At 60.5% G+C, this 21,645-nt stretch carries 22 protein-coding genes; 12 read left to right on the forward strand and 10 right to left on the reverse strand.

Annotated features, from left to right (window positions below):
• Positions 1-65: 65 nt before the first annotated feature.
• Positions 66-1,178: an AI-2E family transporter gene (locus MON38_RS19290; RefSeq protein WP_241937799.1), complete on the forward strand. Its 1,113-nt coding sequence runs from the start codon at positions 66-68 to the stop codon at positions 1,176-1,178.
• Positions 1,179-1,219: 41 nt separating this feature from the next.
• On the forward strand, positions 1,220-2,344 hold the full coding sequence (locus tag MON38_RS19295) for a trans-sulfuration enzyme family protein (RefSeq protein WP_241937800.1): 1,125 nt from the start codon (positions 1,220-1,222) through the stop codon (positions 2,342-2,344).
• A 140-nt stretch (positions 2,345-2,484) separates the two neighbouring features.
• On the opposite strand, the gene MON38_RS19300 is transcribed toward MON38_RS19295, so the two are convergent.
• Entirely contained in the window at positions 2,485-3,099 is a 615-nt protein-coding gene (locus MON38_RS19300) for a hypothetical protein (protein WP_241937801.1), read from the reverse strand.
• 220 nt (positions 3,100-3,319) lie between these two features.
• Here MON38_RS19300 and MON38_RS19305 point away from each other — a divergent pair, with 220 nt between their 5' ends.
• Together MON38_RS19305 and MON38_RS19310 are read left to right on the forward strand one after the other, a co-directional pair.
• Positions 3,320-3,487, forward strand: coding sequence for a hypothetical protein (locus MON38_RS19305; protein ID WP_241937802.1), 168 nt, complete (start codon positions 3,320-3,322; stop codon positions 3,485-3,487).
• A 218-nt stretch (positions 3,488-3,705) separates the two neighbouring features.
• On the forward strand, positions 3,706-4,137 hold the full coding sequence (locus MON38_RS19310) for a hypothetical protein (RefSeq protein ID WP_241937803.1): 432 nt from the start codon (positions 3,706-3,708) through the stop codon (positions 4,135-4,137).
• 184 nt (positions 4,138-4,321) lie between these two features.
• Here MON38_RS19310 and MON38_RS19315 read toward each other — a convergent pair whose 3' ends face one another.
• The 3 genes from MON38_RS19315 to MON38_RS19325 form a co-directional block, all read right to left on the reverse strand.
• On the reverse strand, positions 4,322-5,488 hold the full coding sequence (locus MON38_RS19315) for a DegT/DnrJ/EryC1/StrS family aminotransferase (RefSeq protein WP_241937804.1): 1,167 nt from the start codon (positions 5,486-5,488) through the stop codon (positions 4,322-4,324).
• A 150-nt stretch (positions 5,489-5,638) separates the two neighbouring features.
• Positions 5,639-6,328, reverse strand: coding sequence for an acetyltransferase (locus MON38_RS19320; RefSeq protein WP_241937805.1), 690 nt, complete (start codon positions 6,326-6,328; stop codon positions 5,639-5,641).
• Between the two features lie 10 nt (positions 6,329-6,338).
• On the reverse strand, positions 6,339-7,004 hold the full coding sequence (locus MON38_RS19325; protein WP_241937806.1) for a sugar transferase: 666 nt from the start codon (positions 7,002-7,004) through the stop codon (positions 6,339-6,341).
• A 103-nt stretch (positions 7,005-7,107) separates the two neighbouring features.
• Here MON38_RS19325 and ispE point away from each other — a divergent pair, with 103 nt between their 5' ends.
• Entirely contained in the window at positions 7,108-7,929 is an 822-nt protein-coding gene (ispE, locus tag MON38_RS19330) for a 4-(cytidine 5'-diphospho)-2-C-methyl-D-erythritol kinase (protein ID WP_241937807.1), read from the forward strand.
• Positions 7,930-8,000: 71 nt separating this feature from the next.
• On the opposite strand, the gene MON38_RS19335 is transcribed toward ispE, so the two are convergent.
• The 3 genes from MON38_RS19335 to tgt all read right to left on the reverse strand — a co-directional run bounded on the left by MON38_RS19335 (position 8,001) and on the right by tgt (position 11,340).
• On the reverse strand, positions 8,001-8,948 hold the full coding sequence (locus MON38_RS19335; protein WP_338423788.1) for a DMT family transporter: 948 nt from the start codon (positions 8,946-8,948) through the stop codon (positions 8,001-8,003).
• Positions 8,949-9,033: 85 nt separating this feature from the next.
• Positions 9,034-10,113, reverse strand: a complete 1,080-nt coding sequence (locus MON38_RS19340) for an LptF/LptG family permease (RefSeq protein WP_241937808.1) — start codon at positions 10,111-10,113, stop codon at positions 9,034-9,036.
• 96 nt (positions 10,114-10,209) lie between these two features.
• Entirely contained in the window at positions 10,210-11,340 is a 1,131-nt protein-coding gene (tgt, locus tag MON38_RS19345; RefSeq protein WP_241937809.1) for a tRNA guanosine(34) transglycosylase Tgt, read from the reverse strand.
• 192 nt (positions 11,341-11,532) lie between these two features.
• Between tgt and MON38_RS19350 the strand changes: the two genes are divergently transcribed.
• The 3 genes from MON38_RS19350 (at position 11,533) to rsmG (ending at position 14,023) form a co-directional block, all read left to right on the forward strand.
• Positions 11,533-12,681 (forward strand): glycosyltransferase, encoded by a 1,149-nt coding sequence (locus MON38_RS19350; protein WP_241937810.1) that lies wholly within the window; start codon positions 11,533-11,535, stop codon positions 12,679-12,681.
• The gene (locus MON38_RS19355; protein ID WP_070728736.1) at positions 12,672-13,295 is read left to right on the forward strand and encodes an RNA polymerase sigma factor; all 624 of its coding nucleotides are present in this window, start codon (positions 12,672-12,674) and stop codon (positions 13,293-13,295) included. The genes MON38_RS19350 and MON38_RS19355 overlap by 10 nt, the downstream gene beginning before the upstream one ends.
• 110 nt (positions 13,296-13,405) lie before the next feature.
• Entirely contained in the window at positions 13,406-14,023 is a 618-nt protein-coding gene (rsmG, locus tag MON38_RS19360) for a 16S rRNA (guanine(527)-N(7))-methyltransferase RsmG (RefSeq protein WP_241937811.1), read from the forward strand.
• A gap of 102 nt (positions 14,024-14,125) precedes the next feature.
• On the opposite strand, the gene MON38_RS19365 is transcribed toward rsmG, so the two are convergent.
• The gene (locus tag MON38_RS19365; RefSeq protein ID WP_241937812.1) at positions 14,126-15,106 is read right to left on the reverse strand and encodes a YheT family hydrolase; all 981 of its coding nucleotides are present in this window, start codon (positions 15,104-15,106) and stop codon (positions 14,126-14,128) included.
• A 276-nt stretch (positions 15,107-15,382) separates the two neighbouring features.
• Here MON38_RS19365 and rpsT point away from each other — a divergent pair, with 276 nt between their 5' ends.
• Together rpsT and MON38_RS19375 are read left to right on the forward strand one after the other, a co-directional pair.
• A complete protein-coding gene (gene rpsT / locus MON38_RS19370; RefSeq protein ID WP_198066977.1) occupies positions 15,383-15,634 on the forward strand; it encodes a 30S ribosomal protein S20 in 252 nt (83 codons plus the stop codon).
• A 200-nt stretch (positions 15,635-15,834) separates the two neighbouring features.
• Positions 15,835-17,376 carry a T9SS type A sorting domain-containing protein gene (locus MON38_RS19375; protein ID WP_241937813.1) on the forward strand — a complete coding sequence of 514 codons (1,542 nt, stop codon included), beginning with the start codon at positions 15,835-15,837 and terminating at the stop codon, positions 17,374-17,376.
• Between the two features lie 86 nt (positions 17,377-17,462).
• On the opposite strand, the gene pyk is transcribed toward MON38_RS19375, so the two are convergent.
• Together pyk and MON38_RS19385 are read right to left on the reverse strand one after the other, a co-directional pair.
• A complete protein-coding gene (gene pyk / locus MON38_RS19380) occupies positions 17,463-18,902 on the reverse strand; it encodes a pyruvate kinase (RefSeq protein ID WP_241937814.1) in 1,440 nt (479 codons plus the stop codon).
• A 386-nt stretch (positions 18,903-19,288) separates the two neighbouring features.
• Positions 19,289-19,717 (reverse strand): IPExxxVDY family protein, encoded by a 429-nt coding sequence (locus tag MON38_RS19385; protein ID WP_241937815.1) that lies wholly within the window; start codon positions 19,715-19,717, stop codon positions 19,289-19,291.
• A 168-nt stretch (positions 19,718-19,885) separates the two neighbouring features.
• Between MON38_RS19385 and MON38_RS19390 the strand changes: the two genes are divergently transcribed.
• Both MON38_RS19390 and fabF read left to right on the forward strand, forming a co-directional pair.
• The gene (locus MON38_RS19390) at positions 19,886-20,122 is read left to right on the forward strand and encodes an acyl carrier protein (RefSeq protein ID WP_019948606.1); all 237 of its coding nucleotides are present in this window, start codon (positions 19,886-19,888) and stop codon (positions 20,120-20,122) included.
• 165 nt (positions 20,123-20,287) lie between these two features.
• On the forward strand, positions 20,288-21,538 hold the full coding sequence (gene fabF / locus MON38_RS19395) for a beta-ketoacyl-ACP synthase II (RefSeq protein WP_241937816.1): 1,251 nt from the start codon (positions 20,288-20,290) through the stop codon (positions 21,536-21,538).
• The last annotated feature ends 107 nt before the right edge of the window (positions 21,539-21,645 follow it).

Here is a 21,645-nt window from a genome sequence, read left to right on the forward strand (position 1 = left end):
GCCAGCCAAAACGCGCGTGGGCCGTATAGCCTTGCAACCGGGCCGCGGTGGCCCTCGATTTACTTATGCAAAAACCGTTTAATCTGTTCGCGGCCGTTGAGAATATTTACACGCCCCGGCAGCGCTATGTGCTGCTGGTGGCCTCGCTGCTGGGCCTGGCGGTGCTGATGCTGCTGGGGCTGGCGCAATACCTCACGGCGTTTCTGGCGGCGGGCATCCTGTTTGTGGTGTTTCGGCCGTGGTGGGTGGCGCTGGTGCACAAGCGGCGTTGGAACGCACGATTGGTCACAATTGGCATTCTGCTGATTACGGTGGTGGTGCTGGTGATTCCGTTCTACTCGCTCAGCTCGCTGCTGCTCGACCGGCTCATTGCCTTTGCCCAGAACCCCGACCAGATAATGGGCGTGGTGCACAAAGTGGAAAAAGCCACCGGCTTCAAAATTGCCGAGCAGCTGAACGTGCGGCAGCTGCTGCTGCAAGCCGGCGCGAAGGTGAGCGGCTGGCTGCCCACGCTGGCCAGCAGCGCCCTCAACTTTCTGGTAATTGTGGGTTTGATGCTGTTCACGATGTACTACATGTTCATGCAGGAAACCTATTTTCTATTGGGGCTGCACCGCTACCTGCCCTTCCGCAACGAAACGCTGGAGGACCTGGGCGAGTCGCTGAAAAACAACGTGAATGCCAACGTGCTGGGGCAGGTGGTGGTGGCCCTGGTGCAAAGCATTCTGACGGGGCTGACGCTGTGGATATTCGGGGTGCCCGATGCGCTGTTCTGGGGCGTGGTGGCGTTTTTCATGGCGTTTCTGCCGGTGCTGGGCACGCCGCTGGTGTGGGGGCCGGCAGCCCTCTACCAATTTTCGCAGGGCAACAACGGGCAGGCCATTGGCATTCTGCTGGTAGGCTTTATCGTAATTATCAACGTGGACAACGTGCTGCGCATCATGCTGGCCAAGCGCATGGGCGACATTCACCCGCTCGTCACGCTGGTGGGGCTGGTGCTGGGCGTGGAGATTTTTGGCCTGATTGGGCTGGTGGTGGGGCCGCTGCTGGTGTCGTATTTCCTGGTACTGATGGAAGTATTCCGGCGCGAGAACCGCACGCACCAGCAGGCGCTGGCGGCGGCGGAAAAAGAAGTGGTACGCCCCCCATTGGCCGCCGACCCGGCATCGGAGGGCTAAGCGGCGGAGTACCTTTGTCGCCGACCCGTACCTGACTCCTCATGCCCAACATTCAGCCCAAAATCACGCCCATCTACCAAACGTCGGTATTCAAGTTTGAGGACCTCGACGCCGTGCAGCAGTACTTTGACGAGCCGGGCAGCCGCTACCTGTACTCGCGCAACGGCAACCCCAACTCCGACGAGCTGGCTACGGCCGTGGCGCAGTGGGAGGGCGGCGCGGGCGCCGTGGCCACGGGCTCGGGCATGGCGGCCATTTTTGCGGCGCTGCTGACCTATTGCCAGGCCGGCGACCACGTGCTGTGCGCGGCCGACATCTACGGCGGCTCGGCGGCGCTGCTGAACCTGGAGCTTAGCCGGCTGGGCATTGCGGTAACCTACGTGCCGTTTGAAAGCCTCTACGACCTGGCGGCTTACGTGCAGCCCACCACGCGCCTGCTGTTGTGCGAAACCATGAGCAACCCGCTGCTGCGCGTGGTGGACCTGCGCGCCGCCGCCGCCGAATGCCACCGCCACGGCTTGAAGCTGGTGGTCGACAACACATTTTCGACGCCGGTGCTGACCCGGCCGCTGGGCTACGGGGCCGACCTCGTGCTGCACAGCGTGACCAAATACCTCGCCGGCCATTCCGACGTAACGGCCGGGGCCGTGGTAGCCCGCACGCCCGAAGATGCGGCCCGCCTGCGCCAGATTGGCGTGATATTCGGCCTCACCCTAAGCCCGATGGAAAGCTGGCTGAGCGTGCGCGGCATGAAAACCATGCGCCTGCGCGTGGCCGCCCACTCCGAAAATGCCCTCGCCGTGGCCGAATTCCTGACCCGGCAGCCGGCCGTGCAGGCGGTGTACTACCCGGGGCTGGCCGCGCACCCGCAGAACCAGCTGGCGTCCGAGCAGGGCGGCGGGCGCTTCGGCGGCATGCTCTCGTTTCGGCTGCCTGATGATGAGCAACTCGTCAACCGCTTCATGCAGCGCAGCCAGCGGTTTCCGTTCGCGCCTTCGCTGGCGGGGGTTGATTCGTCGTGCTCGTCGCCGCTCTACACCTCGCACCGGGCGCTGACGGATGCGCAACGCGCCGAGCTGGGCATTTCGGTGGGGCTGGTGCGGCTGAGCGTGGGCATTGAGCCGGTGGAGGAGCTGCTGGCGGATTTGGCCCAGGCGCTGGGGTAGGGGCGGAATGTTACTAAAAAGAACGTCATGCTGAGCGCAGCCGAAGCATTTCTACCGCGCAAGTAATTCATTTACTATTGCACGCGAGATGCTTCGACTTCGCTCAGCATGACGTTCTTTTTCGGTTAGTACCCTCTTCCTTACAGCTTATCCGACACCGAACCGGAAATCTGCTTGGCGGTGCGCAGGGCCTGGAATTCACCTTGCACGCCCCGGATGGTCAGCTTATCGTCGAGGGTGTAGGTGCTACGCAGCTGCTCGTAGCGGCCGTTGAGGGCGCTGAGTACGTTGGCGGCGCGGGTCCAGTCGTTGGGAGTCCATTCGCGGCGGTCTTCGCGCACTTTGTCGAGGAAGCGGGTGTAGGTGTCGAGCAGCTGCGGGGCAGTGAGGCGGCTCACCGTCATGCGCTCGCGGAAAAAGTCGGACACGGCTGTGTCGGTGGCCACGCCCGAAGCAACCGTGGCGGTCGTGCTCGGGGTACTGGTGCCGGTGCTGGGATTGATAACCGTGGTGCCCGGGCGGGCCGTGGTGCCGGCAGCGGTGCCGGCGGGCACGGTGGTGGTGCGGGTGGTGCGGCGGATGACCTTGCCGGTGGCGGGGTCGAGGTCTTCGGTGACTTCTGTGACCTGCTCGGTGCCGGGCTTAGCGGTGGTGGTGGCGGTGCTGGTTTTGGCCGTGGTGGTGGTTTTAGTCTGGGCGTGGGCGGCCGAGAAGGGCAGGGCCAGGAGCAGCGCGAAAAGGGGAACGTTTTTCATAGGAATGAGCAGTTGACTGGGACTTAAACGGCAAAAGGCGCGGCACGGTCGGGTCTGCCGCCGCGCGCGGGCTGCAAATGCAAGCTTCGCGCCACAACGAGTAAGTCAAAACCCAAATAAATCGTGCTCTTACGAGGGGGCTGATAGTCAGTTCGTGGCCGGTCGTCATTGGAAAGGCCCGCACCAGCAGAATGGTGACGTCACTAATACTCAACTGAACTTGGCCGACGACCGCGCCGCCATTGCCCGCGCCCAACGCCGCCTCAAGGCCCAGCTCGAGCTCAAGTTTGAGGATAGGGAGAATGTGTACAGCTTCTTTGATTTCCCGGCGGCGAAGGTGAACAAGTCCGGCAAAGTGAGAGTGGTGGGTGTGTCCAAGCCGGCCTAATGTCGAAAGCCTCCTGCACGGGCGTGAAAACGGCTTTCCGAAGTGTCTTGCACGGGCCTGCAAGCGGCTTCTGTATGCTTAGAAGGTGGCTGGCACGGGCGTATGGTTGGTGTGCGTTACAGCTGCGTGCCAGCTACATTTGGGTAGGAAGTGAATAGAAATAAAATCACCTTTTTATTGAAATCAGATACGGTGTTTAAACCAATGCCCATGACGATATGAATTTGTTCAAGTGTAAAATCCGCACGCCCTTGGATGTATTCGGGGTAGTATGCGTGCTGGGTTTTGCCATGGTTTTTGTGAAATGCAGCGTTTCCGAAATTAGCCTGCTGGCCCGGTGGAAATACGGCATTGCCCATGTCTCAAAGGTGTACCGCAGCGGCAAAGGGGAGATGCTTTTCGGCTACTGGTACGACGTGGACGGCATTCGTCACACCAGCGGCCGGGCCTGGGACGAAAAGGCCCGGGTGGGGGAGCGGTACGTGGTGCGCTACGGCGTCTTTGACCCGGACGGCAACGACTTCTTATACGACCTGCCCGTACCCGACAGCATCACGGAAACCCACGGGCGCCAATGGCAAGCCTTTTTGCGCCATTCGCATTATCACCCTCCCTACATTCGCTATAATGCTGTCATGGACGAACATTAAACGCTCTTTTTAGCAAACCCTTGGCTGACGCTCGGCACCAAGTAGATGCGTGCTAGTTGCAGGATAGTAAAAGTTTACGAAACTCGTCTACGAATCAACGTTTGCGAAATACTCCGAGGGGATGGGTTTCGTGAACTCGAAAATTCAGTTGGCGCATGCGCTAGCAGCCCGCCAATAACACGGCTTAGCTCAGCGCCTCGGCCAGCGCCTCTTTCACGCGGCGCAGGTCGCCGTCGGTCATGGCCGAGCCGCTGGGCAGGCACAGGCCCCGGGCAAACAGGTCTTCGCACACCGCGCCGCCGTACATGGGCGCGGCGGCGAAAAGGGGCTGCAGGTGCAGCGGCTTCCAGAGCGGGCGGCTCTCGATGTTGCGGGTTTCGAGGTGCAGGCGCAAGGTTTCGGGCGTAGCGCCAGGGGCCGTGGGGGCGGCTTCGGGGTCGGCCGGGTTGAGGAGGGTGGTGGTGAGCCAGCGGTTGGAGCGGCTGCCTGCCGGCTCGGGGGCCAGCGCCACCGTGATGCCGGGCAGGGGTGCGAGGTGTTCGCGGTACCAGTCGAAGATTTGGCGGCGGCGCTTCACGCGCTCGGGCAGCAGCTCCATTTGCCCGCGCCCGATGCCGGCCAGAATGTTGCTGAGGCGGTAATTGTAGCCGGTTTCGGAGTGCTGGTAGTGGGGCGCGTCGTCCTTGGCCTGGGTGGCCAGAAAGCGGGCGCGCTCGGCCAGGGCGCGGTCGTAAGTCACGAGCGCGCCGCCGCCGCTGGTGGTCAGAATCTTGTTGCCGTTGAAGGAAAACACCCCCACCCGGCCGAAGCCGCCCAGTGGCTGCTGCTGCCACTCCGAGCCCAGCGCCTCGGCCGCATCTTCGAGAATAGGAATGTCGAATTCCTGCGCCAACGCCAGGATTTCGGGCAGCTTTGCCGGCATGCCGTAGAGGTGCACCAAGATGAGGGCTTTGGGCTTTTTGCCCTTGGCAATGCGGTCCACGATGGCCTCGCGCAGGCGCTCGGGGCAGAGGTTCCAGGTTTCGGGCTCGCTATCTACGAAGACGGGCGTGGCCCCGAGGTACACAATGGGGTTAGCCGTGGCCACGAACGTGAAGGAGGGACACAGCACTTCGTCGCCCGGCCCTACACCCAGCAAAATCAGCCCCAGATGAATGGCAGCCGTGCCCGAGGTCAGCGCCACCGCGTACGGCACGCCCACCGCCGCGCAGATGTCGGCCTCGAAACCCGTGATGTTGGGCCCGGCCGGCGCCACCCAGTTGTCCTCAATGGCCTTGTGCACATAGTTGAGCTCGTGGCGGCCGAGGTGGGGCGGGGAAAGGTAGAGACGGTCGTAATCCTGGCTACGCATGTAGTAAAGGTTGTAATTGCACGTCATGTGCCGAGCGTAGCATTTTGCCCGCAGTCACTAACTCGATTGTGAGAGCGTTAATGATTACTGGTGGCGGGCTAGATGCTTCGCTACGCTCTGCATGACGGTCTAATATTCTTCATTAACAAATCAAATTGCCCTCGCCGGCACGCCCACGGCCGTCACATTCGCCGGCAGGTCGCGCACGGCGACCGCGCCGGCTCCCACAATGGTGTTTTCGCCCACTTGCACGCCCTGAATCACGGTGGCATTCGTGCCAAGGTACACCCCGGGGGCCAGCCGTGCCGCGCCGCTCACGTTGGCGTGGGGCATCAGCGAGCAGAAATCGGCCAGCTCGGCATCGTGGCCCACGGTGCAGCCCAGGTTCAGCAACACGAATCGGCCCAGGGTAATGTCGCAGGTGAGCACGCAGCTTTGCTGAATGAGGCAGCCGGCTCCCAGCATCACCCGTTGGCGCGGGTGCAGCGCCACGCCCGGGTGCACCAGCGGCGGGAAGCTGAGCTGCGCCGACGTGAGCCGGGCCACTACGCCCGCCCGCCCGGCGGAGCTACCCACGGCCACGGCCACCGCCAGCGGCTCGGTGGTAGCATTAAGGTCGGCGGCAGTGCCGAGGTAGGGGAGGCCGGCCACGGTAGGCGTAGCGGGCGCGCGGTCGTCGTAGAAGCCCCGCACCTGCCAGGTGGGCTGCACCTCGTTGATTTGCTGGATGAGCAGTAACACCTCGCGTCCGAGGCCGCCCGCGCCAACAATGACGAGCGGAGGCCGCGCGTCGGTTGATGCTGATTCGATGTCGTAATCCGAAAAGAAAAGCTGGGTCATAGGCGAATACTTACGAAGAAATTGGCGGCGGGCTGCCCCGAAAAGCAGTAGTCGTGGCCTCGCCGGGTGCGTTGATGCCGCGGGCTCCCAGCACCCGCCCGGCCGTGCGCCACAAAATGGTTAGGTCCAGCTTAAACGACAGATGTTCGACGTACCACACGTCGAAAGCGAATTTCTCTTCCCAGCTGATGGCGTTGCGGCCATTCACCTGGGCCCAGCCGGTGAGGCCGGGGCGTACCTCGTGGCGGCGGGCCTGCGCGGGCGAGTACAGCGGCAAGTACTCGGGCAGCAGCGGGCGCGGCCCCACCAGGCTCAGGTCGCCGCGCACAATGTTCCAGAGCTGGGGCAATTCATCGAGCGAGGTGGCCCGCAGCCAGCGGCCCAGCGGCGGCAGGCGCTGCGCATCGGGCAGCAGCTGGCCGGTGGCGTCGCGGGCCTCCGTCATGGTTTGCAGCTTATAGAGCGTGAACAGCCGCCCGTGCCAGCCTGGCCGCATCTGCCGAAACAGCCAGCGACCCCGGTTCTGGCCCGCCGCCAGCGCCGCCGCGCCCGCCAGCAGCGGCAGCGTGAGCAGCAGCAGCGGCGTGGCCAGCGTCAGGTCGAGCAAGCGCTTGCCGTGGCGGGCGTAGAAGGAGTTTTGAATGTTGAGGGTTGAATGTTGAGTTGCCTCAGCCATAAACAAAGGTAGGACTCGGTACTTTGCTGGCTGAAAGTAAGGAGAGCGTTGAGTCACTCAAATTCAACTCAACATTCAACCCTCAAAACTCAACCCTTCAAGGATGCTCGTCTTCCCCAACGCCAAGCTCAACCTCGGCCTCTATGTTACCCAGCGCCGGCCCGACGGCTTTCACACCCTCGAATCGGTCTTCGTACCCCTGCCCTGGACGGACGCCTTCGAAATGCTCCCGGCTGTAGCCGGCCAGTCCACCAGCCTCACGCTCACCGGCCGCCCCATTCCCGGCGACCCGGCCACCAACCTCTGCGTGCGGGCCTACGAGCTGCTGCAGGCCGACTTCCCCGAACTGCCGCCGGTGCAGCTGTACCTGCACAAAATCGTGCCCATCGGGGCCGGTCTGGGCGGCGGCTCAGCCGATGCCGCGTTTGCGCTTAAGGCTGCCAACGAACTGTTCAGCCTTAATCTTTCGACGGAAGCGCTGGAAAGCTACGCCCGGCAACTAGGCTCCGACTGCGCCTTTTTCATCCGGAATAAGCCCGTGTTGGCGGTGGAGAAAGGCGACGTATTCGAGGAAATTGACCTGAATCTGAATGGTGTCGGCTGCGTGGTGGTGTATCCCAACCTGCACATCAGCACGGCCGAGGCGTATGCGCGCATCGCTCCACAGCTGCCGCAGCACCCGCTGCGCGCGGCGTTGGCCCAGCCGATGAGCACTTGGCGCAACACCATTAGCAACGACTTCGAAACGGCTCTTACGCCCAGCCATCCGGTACTGGCCGAAATCAAACAGCAGCTTTATGATGCCGGCGCGACTTATGCGAGCCTGTCGGGTTCGGGCTCGGCGGTGTACGGCCTGTGGGAAAGTGGGGAGCCGGCCGCTACAACGTGGCCGGCTGAGTACACGGTTTGGCAGGGCATGCTGTAAGAGTTAAAAGTGAAGAGTTAAAAGTTAAACCAGTTGCCTTAACTTTTAACTCTTCACTTTTAACTTAAAAATCAAACCGGTACGGCCGGCTCCAAATCCGGTGCTTTGTCCTTCATCAGCCGGGCCACCAGCGGATGAATCAGCACGCTGAGCACGATGAGCAGCGTGCCCACGTAGAAGCCCGTGCTCATGCGCTCGCCGTTGAACTGCGGCGCGTGCAGCAGCCCTTGGGTGTGCAGCCAATAAATAGCGGCTGCCATCGAAATGCCGTACACCGGCTCTAGGTTGATGGTCAGGTTCACGGCAAAAGGGGAGAGGCGCTTCATCAATTCCACCGACGTGGAGAAGGCGTACACCGTGCACACGCCAGCCAGCAGCAGCAGCCACAGCCAGTCGTAGCCGTGCCAGGCCAGTTGCAGGCCCTGGCCCTCGGTGAAGTAATGGCTATACACCGGGAAGAATAACACGATGCTCAGACATGCGCCCGCCATCTCGTAAAACGTGAGCCGCAGCGGCGGATGCGTTTTAATCAGCTTCGAGTTCAGCACGCTGAACAGCGCCGACAACCCTGCCGACAGCACCGCCACGCCCAAACCCAGCAGCTGGTCAAGCTCGGCCTGGCTCACCAGGTACAGGCCCACCATCGTAATCAGGCCCAGGCCCACTTCGTAGCCGCGCACCCGCCGCCACAGCAGCAGCGGCTCGAGCAGCGAGGTCCACAATGCCAGCGTGGCCAGCCCGGCCAAGCACACGCTGACCGACGACAGGCGCGCGGCCAGAAAAAACGTAATCCAGTGCGCCGCCACCAATGCACCCACCGCCAGCAGCCGCAGCACCTGTCCCGCCGGAATGCGCCAGGGCATGCGCCGCGCCACCAGCAGCACCGCCAGCCCGGTGGCCGCCAGCAGCGTGCGCCAGAACACCAGCTCCACCGGCGGTACCGTCAGCAGCTTGCCCAGAATGGCCGTGAAGCCCCACAGGAGCACAATGAAATGGAGCTTGAGATAGTCTTTCAGCAAGGTGCAAACGAGTAAATGGGTAAAGTGCGAACAACCGAGCAAATGAGCAGGCCCTCCCTTACTCATTTACTTACCTACTCACCTATTACTTCGGCACAAACCGGTACAGCGCGATGCCGATAATCGAAAACACGGTGCTTGGCACCCACGCCGCTACAATGGGCGAAAGGCTACCTACCTGCGCTAGGTTGCGGCTCAGCATCACAAAGATGATGAAGATGAAAGCCAGTACGAAGCCCAGCGCAATCTGCCCGCCCACGCCGGCGCGCGACTTCCGGGCGCTGAGAATCACGCCAATCAGGGTCAGGATGATGATGGCGAAGGGGTAGGAGTACCGCTCGTACTTCTCGCTGAGGTAAATCTGGGTATCGTCGGCCCCGCGCTCAATTTTAGTGCGGATATAGCGGTTGAGTTCTGGCAGCGTCATGGTTTCGGCCAGCTTGTAGTTGCTGGCGAAGTCGGCGGGCAGCAGATTCAGCGTGGTATCGCGGGCCGGAATGGATTTGAGGGTTTCATCCTGCGGCCCGCGAAACGTGCGCACCAGCTGCGGCGAGAGGTGCCACACGTGCTTGGTCGAATCCCAGTTGATGGCATCGGCCGTGAGGCGGCGGTTTAGAATAGTGCTGTCCACGGTCTCGAGCGCAAAATGGAAGCCGATGTTATTCACGTTGTCGTAGCTCTCCATGTACACGTAGCTGCGCGACCCAATCTTGATGTGCACGTTGCGCCCCTGAAACCGGTATGGCAATTTGATGTACGCCTTCTCGAATTGTACCCGCGATTTATTCCCTATCGGCAACACCCAGCCAATCAGTCCGAATATCAGCAAACCCACTACCGCGCCACCGGCCGCATACGGCACCATTAGCCGCCGAAAACTCACCCCACTGGCCAGAATGGCCACGATTTCGGTGCGCGCCGCCAATTGCGCCGTCACAAATACCACCGCAATAAAAATGGTAATCGGCGATAACAGGTTGGCGAAATAGGGAAACAGAAAAATGTAATAGCCGAAAATAATTTTCGACATCGACAGATTATGCTGAATAAAGTCGTCGTTTTTCTCCGTGAAATCAATCACGCAAATCACCGTCACCAGAATAGCTACCGAGAAAAAGAACGCGGCGAGAAATTTCTTGATGATGTATTTATCGAGGATATTCATTTTAAAATAATGTTGAGTTTTGAGGGTTGAGTTTTGAATTAAGCAGTTGAATGAGGCGGACTGCACTCAACATTCAAAACTCAACATTCAACACTTTTACAAGCGCGTCATCAGTTGTTTCACCATGCGCTCCTTCCAGGGACCAAACGTGCCGGCGATGATTTCCTTGCGGGCTTCCTTCACCAGCCACAGGTAAAACGTGAGGTTGTGGGCCGAGGCAATCTGCGGCCCCAGCATCTCCTGGCACTGGAAGAGGTGGCGCACGTAGGCGCGGGTGTAGAAGTTGCTGGCCGCGCCATCCAGCACCGGGTCGATGGGTGTGAAGTCGGTGGCGAATTTCAGGTTCGTCACGTTCATGATGCCCTGCGTGGTGAACAGCATGCCGTTGCGGGCGTTGCGGGTCGGCATCACGCAGTCGAACATGTCCACACCCAGCGCAATATTTTCGAGAATATTGGCCGGCGTGCCCACGCCCATCAGGTAGCGCGGCTTGTCCTTGGGCAGAATGTCGCAGACCAGCTCGGTCATCTCGTACATCAGTTCGGCCGGCTCGCCCACGCTTAGCCCGCCGATGGCGTTGCCGGCCCGGCCCTGCTCGGCAATAAACTCGGCCGAGCGTACCCGCAAATCCTTGAACGTGCTGCCCTGCACAATCGGGAAAAGGTTCTGCTCGTAGCCATATAGGCCCTCGGTGCTGTCGAAGCGCGCAATGCAGCGCTTCAGCCAGCGGTGCGTCATGTCGAGCGAGCGACCGGCATAGTCGTACTCGCAGGGCCAGGGCGTGCATTCATCAAACGCCATAATAATGTCGGCCCCAATTACCCGCTGAATATCCATCACGCCTTCCGGCGAAAACAAATGCTGGCTGCCGTCGATGTGCGAGCGGAACTTCACGCCCTCCTCCTTAATCTTCCGGGTGTTGCTCAGCGAGTATACCTGGTACCCACCGGAGTCGGTCAGAATCGGCCGGTCCCAGCCGTTGAACTTGTGCAGGCCGCCGGCCGCCCGCAACACGTCGAGGCCCGGTCGCAGGTAGAGGTGGTAGGTGTTGCCGAGGATAATCTGAGCCTGCACGTCGTCCTTCAGCGTGGCCTGGCTCACGGCTTTCACGGTGCCAGCCGTGCCCACAGGCATGAAAATGGGCGTTTCAATGAGGCCGTGCGCCGTTTCGAGGCGGCCGGCGCGGGCCTTGGTGGCGGGGTCTTGGGCGAGGAGGTCGAAGGTCATGGGCTGTTAAACGGTCATTGGTCGCCTGTCATCCTGAGCGGAGCGAAGGACCTTATCACGTTCGGACAAAACGTTCTGGCGTAATAAGGTCCTTCGCTCCGCTCAGGATGACAGGCGCGTATGACTAAAGCGCAAAGGTAACCCGCCCGTTTCGCGCCTCGTACTTTTGCGGGCTCATTCGTACCCGCTGCTTTGTTGCTTCCACTCGTACCCACTTCCCCGTTTTTCTGGCTGTTGTTGGCGTGCGTGCTGGTGCAGCTTTTCTACGCCGCGTATTTCTTCTGGCCCTTCGCGCGCCGCGCCCCCGAAGCCCCGGCCGATGCCCTCGGTCCCGACTCGGAGCCCGTTTCCATTGTCGTCTGCGCCCGCAACGAGCTCGACAACCTGCGCCGCTTGCTGCCGCTGCTGCTCAAGCAGGATTACCCCGCCGCCTTCGAAATCGTGCTCATCGACGACCGCAGCGAGGATGACACCTATTTATACGCCCAGCAGCTGGCCCAGTATTACCCCAGCACCGTGCGGCTCGTCACCATCGACCGTACTCCCGACGGCTTCGCGCCCAAGAAATATGCCCTCACCCTCGGCATCAAGGCCGCCCGCTACCCACGCCTGCTCTTCACCGATGCCGACTGCATTCCGGCCACCAACCAGTGGCTGCGCCTCATGCAGCGCGGCTTTGCCTATAACGGCGGAGTTGATGTCGTACTCGGCTTTTCCGCCTACGTCGAAGCGCCCGGCTTCCTCAACCAACTCATCCGCTACGAAACGCTGCTCACGGCTGCGCAGTATCTCAGCTTTGCCTGGCGCGGCTGGGCCTACATGGGCGTGGGCCGCAACCTGGCCTACACCCGGGCCTGCTTCACGGCCACCAAAGGCTTCGCCTCGCACATCCGCCAGCTCTCGGGCGACGACGACCTGCTGGTGCAGGACGCGGTGCGCGCCCACCAGCGCGTGGCCGTAGTAGCCGAGCCCGCCGCCCACACCCTGAGCGAGCCGGCCGCCACCTGGCGGGCTTGGTGGCGGCAGAAGCGGCGGCACCTGTCGGCGGGGCGCGCCTACCGATTAGCTGACCGGTTGCGCGTTGGTACCTTCGTGCTAGCCAATATGTTGTTCTATTTGGCTACCGTTGTGCTAGTTTTTTCGCCAAACAATTGGGTACCTTTGGCAGTCGTATGGGTTCTGCGAACTTTGTTCGTAAGCGCCGTGTATGCGCGCTTGAGCCGCCGCCTCGACCAGCCCGTAAACGTCGGGCTTCTGCCGGTGCTCGACGTGGTTTATTTTGTTCAATACCTTGCGCTGGGAATTTCGCTCTCCCTCAACCGCACCCTTCGATGGAAGTAAATAATCAAGACATTCAAAAGCAGTTTTCAGCCAAAGCCAAACACGACTTTAAGCTGATTCGCGCCGCCGTCGACCACGGCGACGAGAAGGCCTACGCCGAGCTGATGCACATCTACAAGAAGCCCGTCTACCACGTGGTGCTCAAGATGGTGCGCAACCAGGACGATGCCGAAGACCTCACCATTGAGGCCTTTGCCAAGGCTTTCCGCAACTTGCACAAGTTCAACCCCGAGTATGCGTTCAGCACCTGGCTGTTCCGCATTGCCACCAACAACTGCATCGATTTTATCCGCAAGAATAAAATCAAAACCATGTCGATTGACTCGGCCATCAAGGTCGATAACGGCGACGAAATCACCATCGATTTCCGCGACAACGACCTGAACCCGGCCGAGCACGCCGTGCGCAACCAGAAAATCGAAATCATGCGCCACGTCGTGTCGCGCCTGCCGGACAAGTACCAGCGCCTGGTTTCGCTGCGCTATTTCGATGAGCTCAGCTACGAGGAAATTGCCACCGAGCTCAAAGCCCCGCTCGGCACCGTGAAAGCCCAGCTGCACCGCGCCCGCGAATTGCTCTATGACATGGTGAAACACACCAAGCAGATTATTTAATATCCGTTTGTCATCCTGAACGCAGTGAAGGACCTTATTACGCCAGAACAATTGGTTCTGGCGTAATAAGGTCCTTCACTGCGTTCAGGATGACAGTTAGTTTTGCACCCATGAACCTCTTGCAGCACCACTTCCCCGCACTCACTCCGCAGCAGCTCCAGCTTTTCGCGCAGCTCGAAACCGAGTTTCGGGCCACCAACGAAGCCATCAACTTGGTGTCGCGCACCGACATGGACAACTTCATCGAGCGCCACGTGCTGCACTCGCTGGGTATTGCCAAGGTCATCCAGTTCCCCAAAGGCAGCACCGTGCTCGACGTGGGCACCGGCGGCGGCCTGCCCGGCCTGCCGCTGGCCATTATGTTTCCCGAAGTCCATTTTCACCTTGTCGACAGCATCGGCAAGAAAATCCGCGCCGTGCAGTTCATGGCCGCCGCTTTGGGCCTGAACAACGTGACTGCAGAGCAAACCCGCGCCGAGCAGGTGCGCCAGAAGTTCGACTACGTGGTGAGCCGCGCCGTGGCCCGCCTCGCCACCTTCCATCCCTGGATTGCCCACCGTTTTAAACCCCAGGGCGCGCCCGGTGCGGGCCTGTATTACCTGAAAGGTGGTGACCTGACTGAGGAAATCGCAGAGTCGGGCTTGAAAGCGCGCGTGACGGATTTGAGCGACTTCTATCCGGAGGAGTTCTTCGAAACGAAGAAGGTGGTTTTCGTGCCAGCGAAGTAGGGAAGACGCCTGTCATCCTGAGCGTAGCGAAGGACCTTTTCACGTCAGAGATTCTAACGTGAAAAGGTCCTTCGCTGCGCTCAGGATGACAGATTTCCCGAATTACGCCGGTGTCTCCGCAGTTAAAAATGCCACGGCCCGGCGTTCAGAATAATATTCGCCGTTACTCTCGGCAAAGCCCACGTGCCCGCCATCGGGTGGCGTCTCGAGAAAGACGTAAGGCGAATTGGCCGCCATCTCGCGCGGGTAGCACGAGGCCGGCAGGAAGGGGTCGTTCTGCGCATTCACCAGTAGCGTGGGGATGCGAATGCCGCTGAGGTAACGCCCGGAGCTGGCGTAGTGGTAGTAGGCATCGGCCGAGTCGAAGCCGTGCATGGGCGCGGTGTATTTGTCGTCAAACTGCGGGAAGTTGCGCAGCTCCTCTAAGCCCGCCAAGTCAACCTGCTCCGGCATCAGCGCTGCTTTGTCGCGGATTTTCTGGCGCAACGATTTCAGAAATCGACGCATGTACACCTGGTTTTGCGGCCGGCCGATGTGCTCGGAGCTGGCCTTTAAGTCGGTCGGCACCGAGAACACGGCGGCGCGCTGCACCTCGGCCGGCACGCGGGCCGCGTCTTCGCCCAGGTATTTCAGTGTCACGTTGCCACCGGCCGAAAAGCCCAGCAAATAGGCGCGGCGATAGCGGCCGGTGGCCAGCGCGTGGCGCAGCACGCGGTCCAAATCCTCGGTATCGCCGAGGTGATAGGAGCGGAGCAGGCGATTCATCTCGCCGCCGCAGCTGCGGTAGTTCCAGGCCAGCGCATCGAGGCCGGCGCGGTTCAGGACGCGCACCATGCCGCGCACGTAGGGCCGCGAGGCGTCGCCTTCGAGGCCGTGCGACACAATGGCCAAGCCATCGGTGGGCCGGTGTTCGGGCCGGCGGCTCCAGTCCAGGTCTAGGAAGTCGCCGTCGGGCAGCTCCAGGCGCTCGCGCTGGTAGGCCACGTCGGGCACAGTGCGCCACAGGCTGGGCACAATGGTCTGCAAATGGCCGTTGAAGAGGTAAAACGGCGGCTGGTAGCGGGAGTCGGCAACGAGAGGCATGGCGCGGGATAACGATTAATGAATAGCAGCGCGCTGCATGGGGTGGGTAGCAGGTAAAGTTCGCACATAATCGGCATGCATACTAATTTAAGCGGTTGAAAGTGAATGTAGCGTGAATGTGGGCGGCTTTTCGAGTAATAAGCAGCGCCAGCTACTGGCTAGAACGGGCTTGCACTCAATATTTTTCCGCAGAGGTTTGCAATTGCAAAGCAGCTTCGTACCTTTGCCCTCCCAAACACAGAACTCATAGCATAACGCTCCTATATATTCCTGCTCATGGCAAACCATAAGTCGGCCCTCAAACGCATCCGCAGCAACGAAGCCAAGCGCGTGTTGAACCGTTACCAGCACAAATCCACCCGCACCGCCATCAAGAAGCTGCGCACGACGACCGACAAAACGGCCGCTCAGGAGCTGTTGAAGAAGGTGTCTTCGATGCTGGACCGTCTGGCCAAGAAGAACATCATCCACAAGAACAAAGCTGCTAACAACAAGAGCAAGCTGACAAAACTCGTTAACGCGCTCTAAGTGCGACTACGAGTCTAGGAAGGCCAGGCTGCGCCGCCCCAAGGTCTGGTCTTCCGCTCATCACAGAAGCCCCGTTCGGTTCCGAGCGGGGCTTCTTGCGTGTAGTCAAGAAATGGAATTGACAAGGATAGATTAATTCAAGGATAATTTGGCCGGGATGCTTACCTTCCGGCTATCATTCCACGCCAATCTATCCAACCATGAAACACGCCTACACCTGGGCGCGGCCGCTGCTGGCCGCGCTGTTCTTTTTCAGTTGCTTCGGAGCTCGCGCGCAGCAGGCGTGGCGGCCATTTCGGCCGGGGCTGATTTATACGTACGCGGCTACGCCGGTAACCAGCAGCAGCGAACACTACACGCTGCGGGTCGATTCGGCCTATATTGCCGCTAATGGTGACTCGGTGTACGCGTTCAATCGGCGGCTGCGCGATAAGGCCGCAACCACCGGGAGAGCAGGGTTTGCCCGTAGCAAAAACAACCTTTTCGGAGCTACACTCCGCTGGAATCCTAACCAGGCCGGCTATACACTGGAGGCACTGGCCCAGACCGATGTGCAATTGGCCGTCAGCCTGACGCTGTTTCCACGAGCGGCGGTGGGCAGCACCTGGAACGCCAGCAGCCAGCCGCTGCAAACGGCTACGTTGGTAAGCCGAAGCTGGCAGACCATCAGCCCCGGCGTGCAGGATACGGTGGCGGTTATCAACATTGCCAATTCTGGTATCGTTACGCCGCTGCGGCTCAGCCGACGCTATGGGCTGCTGGCGGGGCCGAAGTGGCTGGGCGGTGCGACGGGCGGGCAATTAGAGCAAGCAGTATTACCGGCCCGTTTCGAGCAGTCCATTTACAATCCGCGCGCTTTTTTTGATGTGCAGCCGGGAGACGAGTTCGGGTATTTCCGGGACGACGTTGTCGCACCGGTAAGCTGCACGGATAGCAGAACGCTGCGGCGAGTAATTGGGCGACGCATCACGGCTGACAGCATCATTATTACTTATCAGGAGCAGCGACGGTATCAGAACTACGGCTTTGGTTCGTGTGGCCCGGCCCAAACAATTATTTATCCCATTGAAGTAAAGCGCTGGGCGGTGGCGCAGGCAGGCAATCAATGGCAGCCTAACGCGAGCCCTGTTCAGCCTGCGGCACTACGGCTACTGACGGGTGAGTACCGCATCATTGGGTCAAGTAGTTATCCTTATATGCTGGCGGGCTTGCCCATTGCTGCGAATAGCGGAGGGTGCCGCCAGGCGGCTGGTACGGCTCGTTCAATCAGCTACGTGCCTTATTACCCGCAGACAGGACCTGGAAACTCGAATTCATACGAGCGAGGAATCGACTATCTGGCTTGGGGAATTTCATTTGATGCTGGATTAACCAGTGTGGTTGAGCAGGACTATGTGCAATCGTACTCTCGCACAACGGTGAATGGCGTGACGACTACCTGCGGCAATCCCCAGACCTTTGTCAGCCTATTGCCCACGCGCGCCGCGCAGGCGGCGGCCGTAGCCACTCTGCATCCCAACCCCGCCGCCGAAGTCGCCACCCTCACGCTGGCCCAGGTGGCCCGCCCCGGCACCACCCTGCACCTCACCGATGCGCTGGGCCGCACGGTGTGGAGCGCGCCAGTAGCGGCTGGCCAAACGGCCTTGGCAGTGCCACTTGCCGGGCAGCCATCCGGCCTCTACCTGCTGCACCTAAACGGGCCGGATGGCACGGCTGTCAGCTGGAAGCTGAACCACGAGTAGCCGAGCTACGCAGCTACAAAAAAAGTCCCTGCAACAGATGTTGCGGGGACTTTTTGCTTAAAAAGAAGACTTGAACTCAGGCTGCTTTAGGCAATGCTCACCTTCACCATGTTGGCTTTGCCCTGGTCCTGAATGGGCATGGAGCCGGTGGTGATGTACACGTCGCCAGCTTCGAGGTGGCCGGTGGTGGTGAGCACGTAGCGGATGTCGGCCACGGTGCTGTCGGTGCTGATGAGGCGGTCGTAGTAGAAGGCGCGCACACCCCACACCAGGCTTAGCACGGTGAGCAGCGGGCGGTTGTTGGTGAAGATGAAAATGTTGGCTTTGGGGCGGTACTTGGCCAATTGGAAGGCCGTGTAGCCGCGGTGCGTCATGCCGGTGAGGGCTTTCGCGCCCGTGTTCTTAGCCAGGTGGCACGAGGCTGACAGCACACTGTCGGCCATGAAGTTGGCTCCTTTGGGGTCGACCGGCCACCACTTGTGGAACAGCTGCGGGCTGCGGCTTTCCACGCTCAGAATCGTGCCCACCATCGAGCGGATAACCTCGGCGGGGTAGGCCCCCACGGCGGTTTCGGCCGAGAGCATCACGGCATCGGCGCCGTCGAGCACGGCGTTGGCCACGTCGCTGGTTTCGGCGCGGGTGGGGCGGGGAGCCGTAATCATCGACTCCATCATCTGCGTCGCCACAATGACGGGCTTGCCAGCGGCGTTGCACTTGGCAATAATCATCTTTTGGGCCATCGGCACTTCCTCCATCTTCACCTCCACGCCGAGGTCGCCGCGGGCCACCATCACGGCATCGGTGAGGGCAATGATTTCGTCGATGTTGCGCAGGCCGTCGGGCGTCTCAATTTTGGCGATGACGCGGGTGTTCTTGCCGCTCTCGGCAATCAGGTTCTTGATGAAGCGGATGTCGTCGGCCTTGCGGGCGAAGCTTAGGGCTACCCAGTCCACGTCGTGCTCCAGGCCGAATTTCAGGTCCTCGATGTCCTTTTCGGTCATGCTCGGGGCCGATACTTCGGAGTCGGGCAGGTTGATGCCTTTGCGGGGCTTCACGAGGCCGCCGTATACCACCTCCACGTCTACTTCGTGGTCGCGGTCGGTGGCCAGCACTTTCAGTTCAATTTTGCCGTCGTCAATCAGAATCATGTCGCCGGCCTTCACGTCGCGGGCCAGGCCCAGGTAAATCGTGCTCAGGCGCGTGGCGGTGCTGATTTCTTTCTCGCCGCACACCAGCTTGATTTTGTCGCCGGCCTTGATTTCCACGCCGCCGCCTTCAACTTCGCCGAGGCGAATTTTGGGGCCCTGCAAGTCCTGCAACAAGCCCACCGACGTCTTCATGTCCTTGTTCAGGCGGCGCACGGTGTTGATGACCGACAGATGGTCTTCGTAGGAGCCGTGCGAGAAGTTGAGGCGGAACACATCAACGCCTTCGCGCATCAGAATGCCGAGGCGCTCGTAGGTATTGGAGGCGGGGCCAACAGTGGCCACAATCTTGGTTTTGTTGAACGTGGGGAGGTTTTCCATGCAAAGCGGAATACAGAAATGTCAGGACAAAAAAACGCCCCGCCCGAGCCGGGAGGGGATGCTGACGCAACGCGCCAGGCGGAATAGCTACAGGTGTTTCGGGCCGCCATTTACGGCCGACGCGAAGGCCTGCAAGGGCAAAAGTCGTTCAATTAAACCGAAAAGCCTATGGATTTCGATGCGACTTTCCCGGGGTGATGATTGCAAACGTTTTTCCGGCCTTTTGCTGGTAGGGGAGGGTTGTAAAATTATCGGACCGTCATGTTGAGCGCAGCCGAAGCATCTCTACCGCACAACGTAATCAATGCTCTTGCAGCGAAGCGGTAGAGATGCTTCGGCTGCGCTCAGCATGACGGTCTTTTCATTTCTCGCAATTGCACCTGCAATCACAGCAGCAGGTTCTCCTTATACTTGAGCGTATTCGGGTCGAACTGGCAGGCGTACTGCACAGCATCGAGCGACGTAAGACGCTGGAGAAGCTCCTCATCGGCCAGCGCGCCCGCGCCGTTGGTGACGGCCAGCAGGTAATCGTATTCCTTGATGTCGGGGGCCAGGAAGGGCTTTTTGAGCGTGGAGGGCGCGATGGAGCGGTTACGTAGCAGCCGGCAGGTGAGCGTTTCGGTGGCGTAGAGGTAGTGCGTGAACACCAGCCGGCCGCGGCTGAGCAAATTGAGTAGCAGCTCGGGCTGTTTCACGAAGCGCAGGCGCAGGGCCTGGTTCAGCGTCCAGGCCAGGGTGTAGTCGCGGGTGCTGCTCACCAGCCCGAACAGGGCGAAGTCGCACTCGTAGTCAACATCCAGGGTGAAAGTCTTCATGGGGCGGCCGCAGGAAAGGAGGCATCTGCCAGCGGGCGGGGGGCAAAGCTACGGCCCACAACGAGCCGCCGCCATAATGTTGTACCCGCAATTCGAAAGCGCGGCCGTGGGTTAGATGAAAATTCTCTCGTTACTTTGCGCCGTAGTTTTCCCTAAACCCCCACGGAAATGTCTGAAATCGCAGAAAAAGTAAAGGCCATTATTATTGATAAACTGGGCGTTGAAGCCTCCGAGGTTACCCCCGAGGCAAGCTTCACCAACGACCTGGGTGCTGACTCGCTGGATACCGTCGAGCTGATTATGGAGTTCGAAAAGGAGTTCAACGTGAGCATCCCCGACGACCAGGCCGAGAACATCGGTACCGTGGGCCAGGCCATCAGCTACCTCGAAGAGCACGCTAAATAGTTTCTTCTTATTCTTGACCAAGCGCGCTATTCGAGCCGATTTTACTCGTCCGTTTTCCCGCTTCGCCCGGAATAACTCCCCCATTCTGCGCATACCGGCCGGCTAGCCGCCGGCCGGTTTTGCTGTTTATTCCCGCCTCACCTTTCGCGCCCCTGGCGCCTGCTTATGTCGTCCATCCGACGCGTTGTCGTTACCGGCCTTGGGGCCATCACGCCGCTGGGCAATACGGCCCCGGCTTACTGGGAAGGCCTGCGCACCGGCACGAGTGGTGCCGCCACCATCACGCGCTTCGACCCCACCAAGTTCAAAACCCGTTTTGCCTGCGAGGTCAAGGATTATAACCCCGACACCTACTTCGACCGCAAGGAGCACCGCAAAATGGACCTGTTCACGCAGTTCGCGGTCATTGCCTCCGACGAGGCCATTGCCGACTCGGGCCTGCTCGAGAGCGGCGTCGACAAGGACCGGGTGGGCGTAATTTGGGGTTCCGGCATCGGCGGCCTGAAATCGCTGCAGGAAGAATGCTTCCAGTTTGAGCGGGGCGACGGGACGCCGCGCTACTCGCCGTTCTTCATCCCGCGCATGATTGCCGACTCGTCGTCGGGCAACATCAGCATTAAAAACGGCTTCCGCGGCCCGAATTTCGTGACCACGTCGGCCTGCGCCTCGTCGAACGATGCCATCATTGCGGCCTTCAACAACATCCGCCTCGGCCTGGCCGACGCGGTGGTGACGGGCGGCTCCGAAGCGGCCATCACTGAATCGGGCGTGGGCGGCTTCAACGCTCTTAAAGCCATGAGCGAGCGCAATGACGACCCGGCCTCGGCCTCGCGGCCATATGACAAGGACCGCGACGGCTTCGTGCTGGGCGAAGGTGCCGGCGCGCTGGTGCTCGAAGAGTACGAGCATGCCAAGGCGCGCGGTGCCAAAATCTACTGCGAGCTGATTGGCGGCGGCATGTCGTCGGACGCCTACCACATCACCGCGCCCGACCCGAGCGGCGAAGGCGTGGTGCTGGTAATGAAAAATGCCCTGCGCGACGCTGGCATTCAGCCCGAGGAAGTAGATTACATCAACACCCACGGCACGAGCACGCCGCTGGGCGACGGGGCCGAAATCAAAGCCATCGAAAAAGTATTCGGCGCGCACGCCGAGAAGCTGAATATCTCCTCGACCAAGAGCATGACTGGCCACCTGCTGGGCGGTGCCGGCGGCATTGAGGCGGTGGCCTGCATTATGGCGATGCAGAACGGCTTGGTGCCGCCCACCATTAACCTCAGCACACCTGACCCGGAAATCAACCAGGCGCTGAATTTCACGCCCAACACGGCGCAGGAGCGCGACGTGCGCGTGGCTATGAGCAACACGTTTGGCTTCGGCGGGCACAACACGTCGGTGATTTTCCGCAAGCTGTAGTTGCGCTAGAAAATAGAAGAACGTCATGCAGAGCGTAGCGAAGCATCTCGCTCGGGGTAGTAATCCAATCGAAAGGATTTACTATTGCACGCGAGATGCTTCGCTAC

Source organism: Hymenobacter cyanobacteriorum (genome assembly GCF_022631375.1).
In the GTDB taxonomy this organism is placed as follows: domain Bacteria; phylum Bacteroidota; class Bacteroidia; order Cytophagales; family Hymenobacteraceae; genus Hymenobacter; species Hymenobacter cyanobacteriorum.

Bases quoted from the DNA above. Each gene is read 5' to 3' on its own strand.
- MON38_RS19290 (WP_241937799.1), top strand. From the start codon at position 66: ATGCAAAAACCGTTTAATCTGTTCGCGGCCGTTGAGAATATTTACACG.
- MON38_RS19295 (WP_241937800.1), top strand. From the start codon at position 1,220: ATGCCCAACATTCAGCCCAAAATCACGCCCATCTACCAAACGTCGGTA.
- MON38_RS19300 (WP_241937801.1), bottom strand. From the start codon at position 3,099: ATGAAAAACGTTCCCCTTTTCGCGCTGCTCCTGGCCCTGCCCTTCTCG.
- MON38_RS19310 (WP_241937803.1), top strand. From the start codon at position 3,706: ATGAATTTGTTCAAGTGTAAAATCCGCACGCCCTTGGATGTATTCGGG.
- MON38_RS19315 (WP_241937804.1), bottom strand. From the start codon at position 5,488: ATGCGTAGCCAGGATTACGACCGTCTCTACCTTTCCCCGCCCCACCTC.
- MON38_RS19320 (WP_241937805.1), bottom strand. From the start codon at position 6,328: ATGACCCAGCTTTTCTTTTCGGATTACGACATCGAATCAGCATCAACC.
- MON38_RS19325 (WP_241937806.1), bottom strand. From the start codon at position 7,004: ATGGCTGAGGCAACTCAACATTCAACCCTCAACATTCAAAACTCCTTC.
- ispE (WP_241937807.1), top strand. From the start codon at position 7,108: ATGCTCGTCTTCCCCAACGCCAAGCTCAACCTCGGCCTCTATGTTACC.
- MON38_RS19340 (WP_241937808.1), bottom strand. From the start codon at position 10,113: ATGAATATCCTCGATAAATACATCATCAAGAAATTTCTCGCCGCGTTC.
- tgt (WP_241937809.1), bottom strand. From the start codon at position 11,340: ATGACCTTCGACCTCCTCGCCCAAGACCCCGCCACCAAGGCCCGCGCC.
- MON38_RS19355 (WP_070728736.1), top strand. From the start codon at position 12,672: ATGGAAGTAAATAATCAAGACATTCAAAAGCAGTTTTCAGCCAAAGCC.
- rsmG (WP_241937811.1), top strand. From the start codon at position 13,406: ATGAACCTCTTGCAGCACCACTTCCCCGCACTCACTCCGCAGCAGCTC.
- MON38_RS19365 (WP_241937812.1), bottom strand. From the start codon at position 15,106: ATGCCTCTCGTTGCCGACTCCCGCTACCAGCCGCCGTTTTACCTCTTC.
- rpsT (WP_198066977.1), top strand. From the start codon at position 15,383: ATGGCAAACCATAAGTCGGCCCTCAAACGCATCCGCAGCAACGAAGCC.
- MON38_RS19375 (WP_241937813.1), top strand. From the start codon at position 15,835: ATGAAACACGCCTACACCTGGGCGCGGCCGCTGCTGGCCGCGCTGTTC.
- pyk (WP_241937814.1), bottom strand. From the start codon at position 18,902: ATGGAAAACCTCCCCACGTTCAACAAAACCAAGATTGTGGCCACTGTT.
- MON38_RS19385 (WP_241937815.1), bottom strand. From the start codon at position 19,717: ATGAAGACTTTCACCCTGGATGTTGACTACGAGTGCGACTTCGCCCTG.
- MON38_RS19390 (WP_019948606.1), top strand. From the start codon at position 19,886: ATGTCTGAAATCGCAGAAAAAGTAAAGGCCATTATTATTGATAAACTG.
- fabF (WP_241937816.1), top strand. From the start codon at position 20,288: ATGTCGTCCATCCGACGCGTTGTCGTTACCGGCCTTGGGGCCATCACG.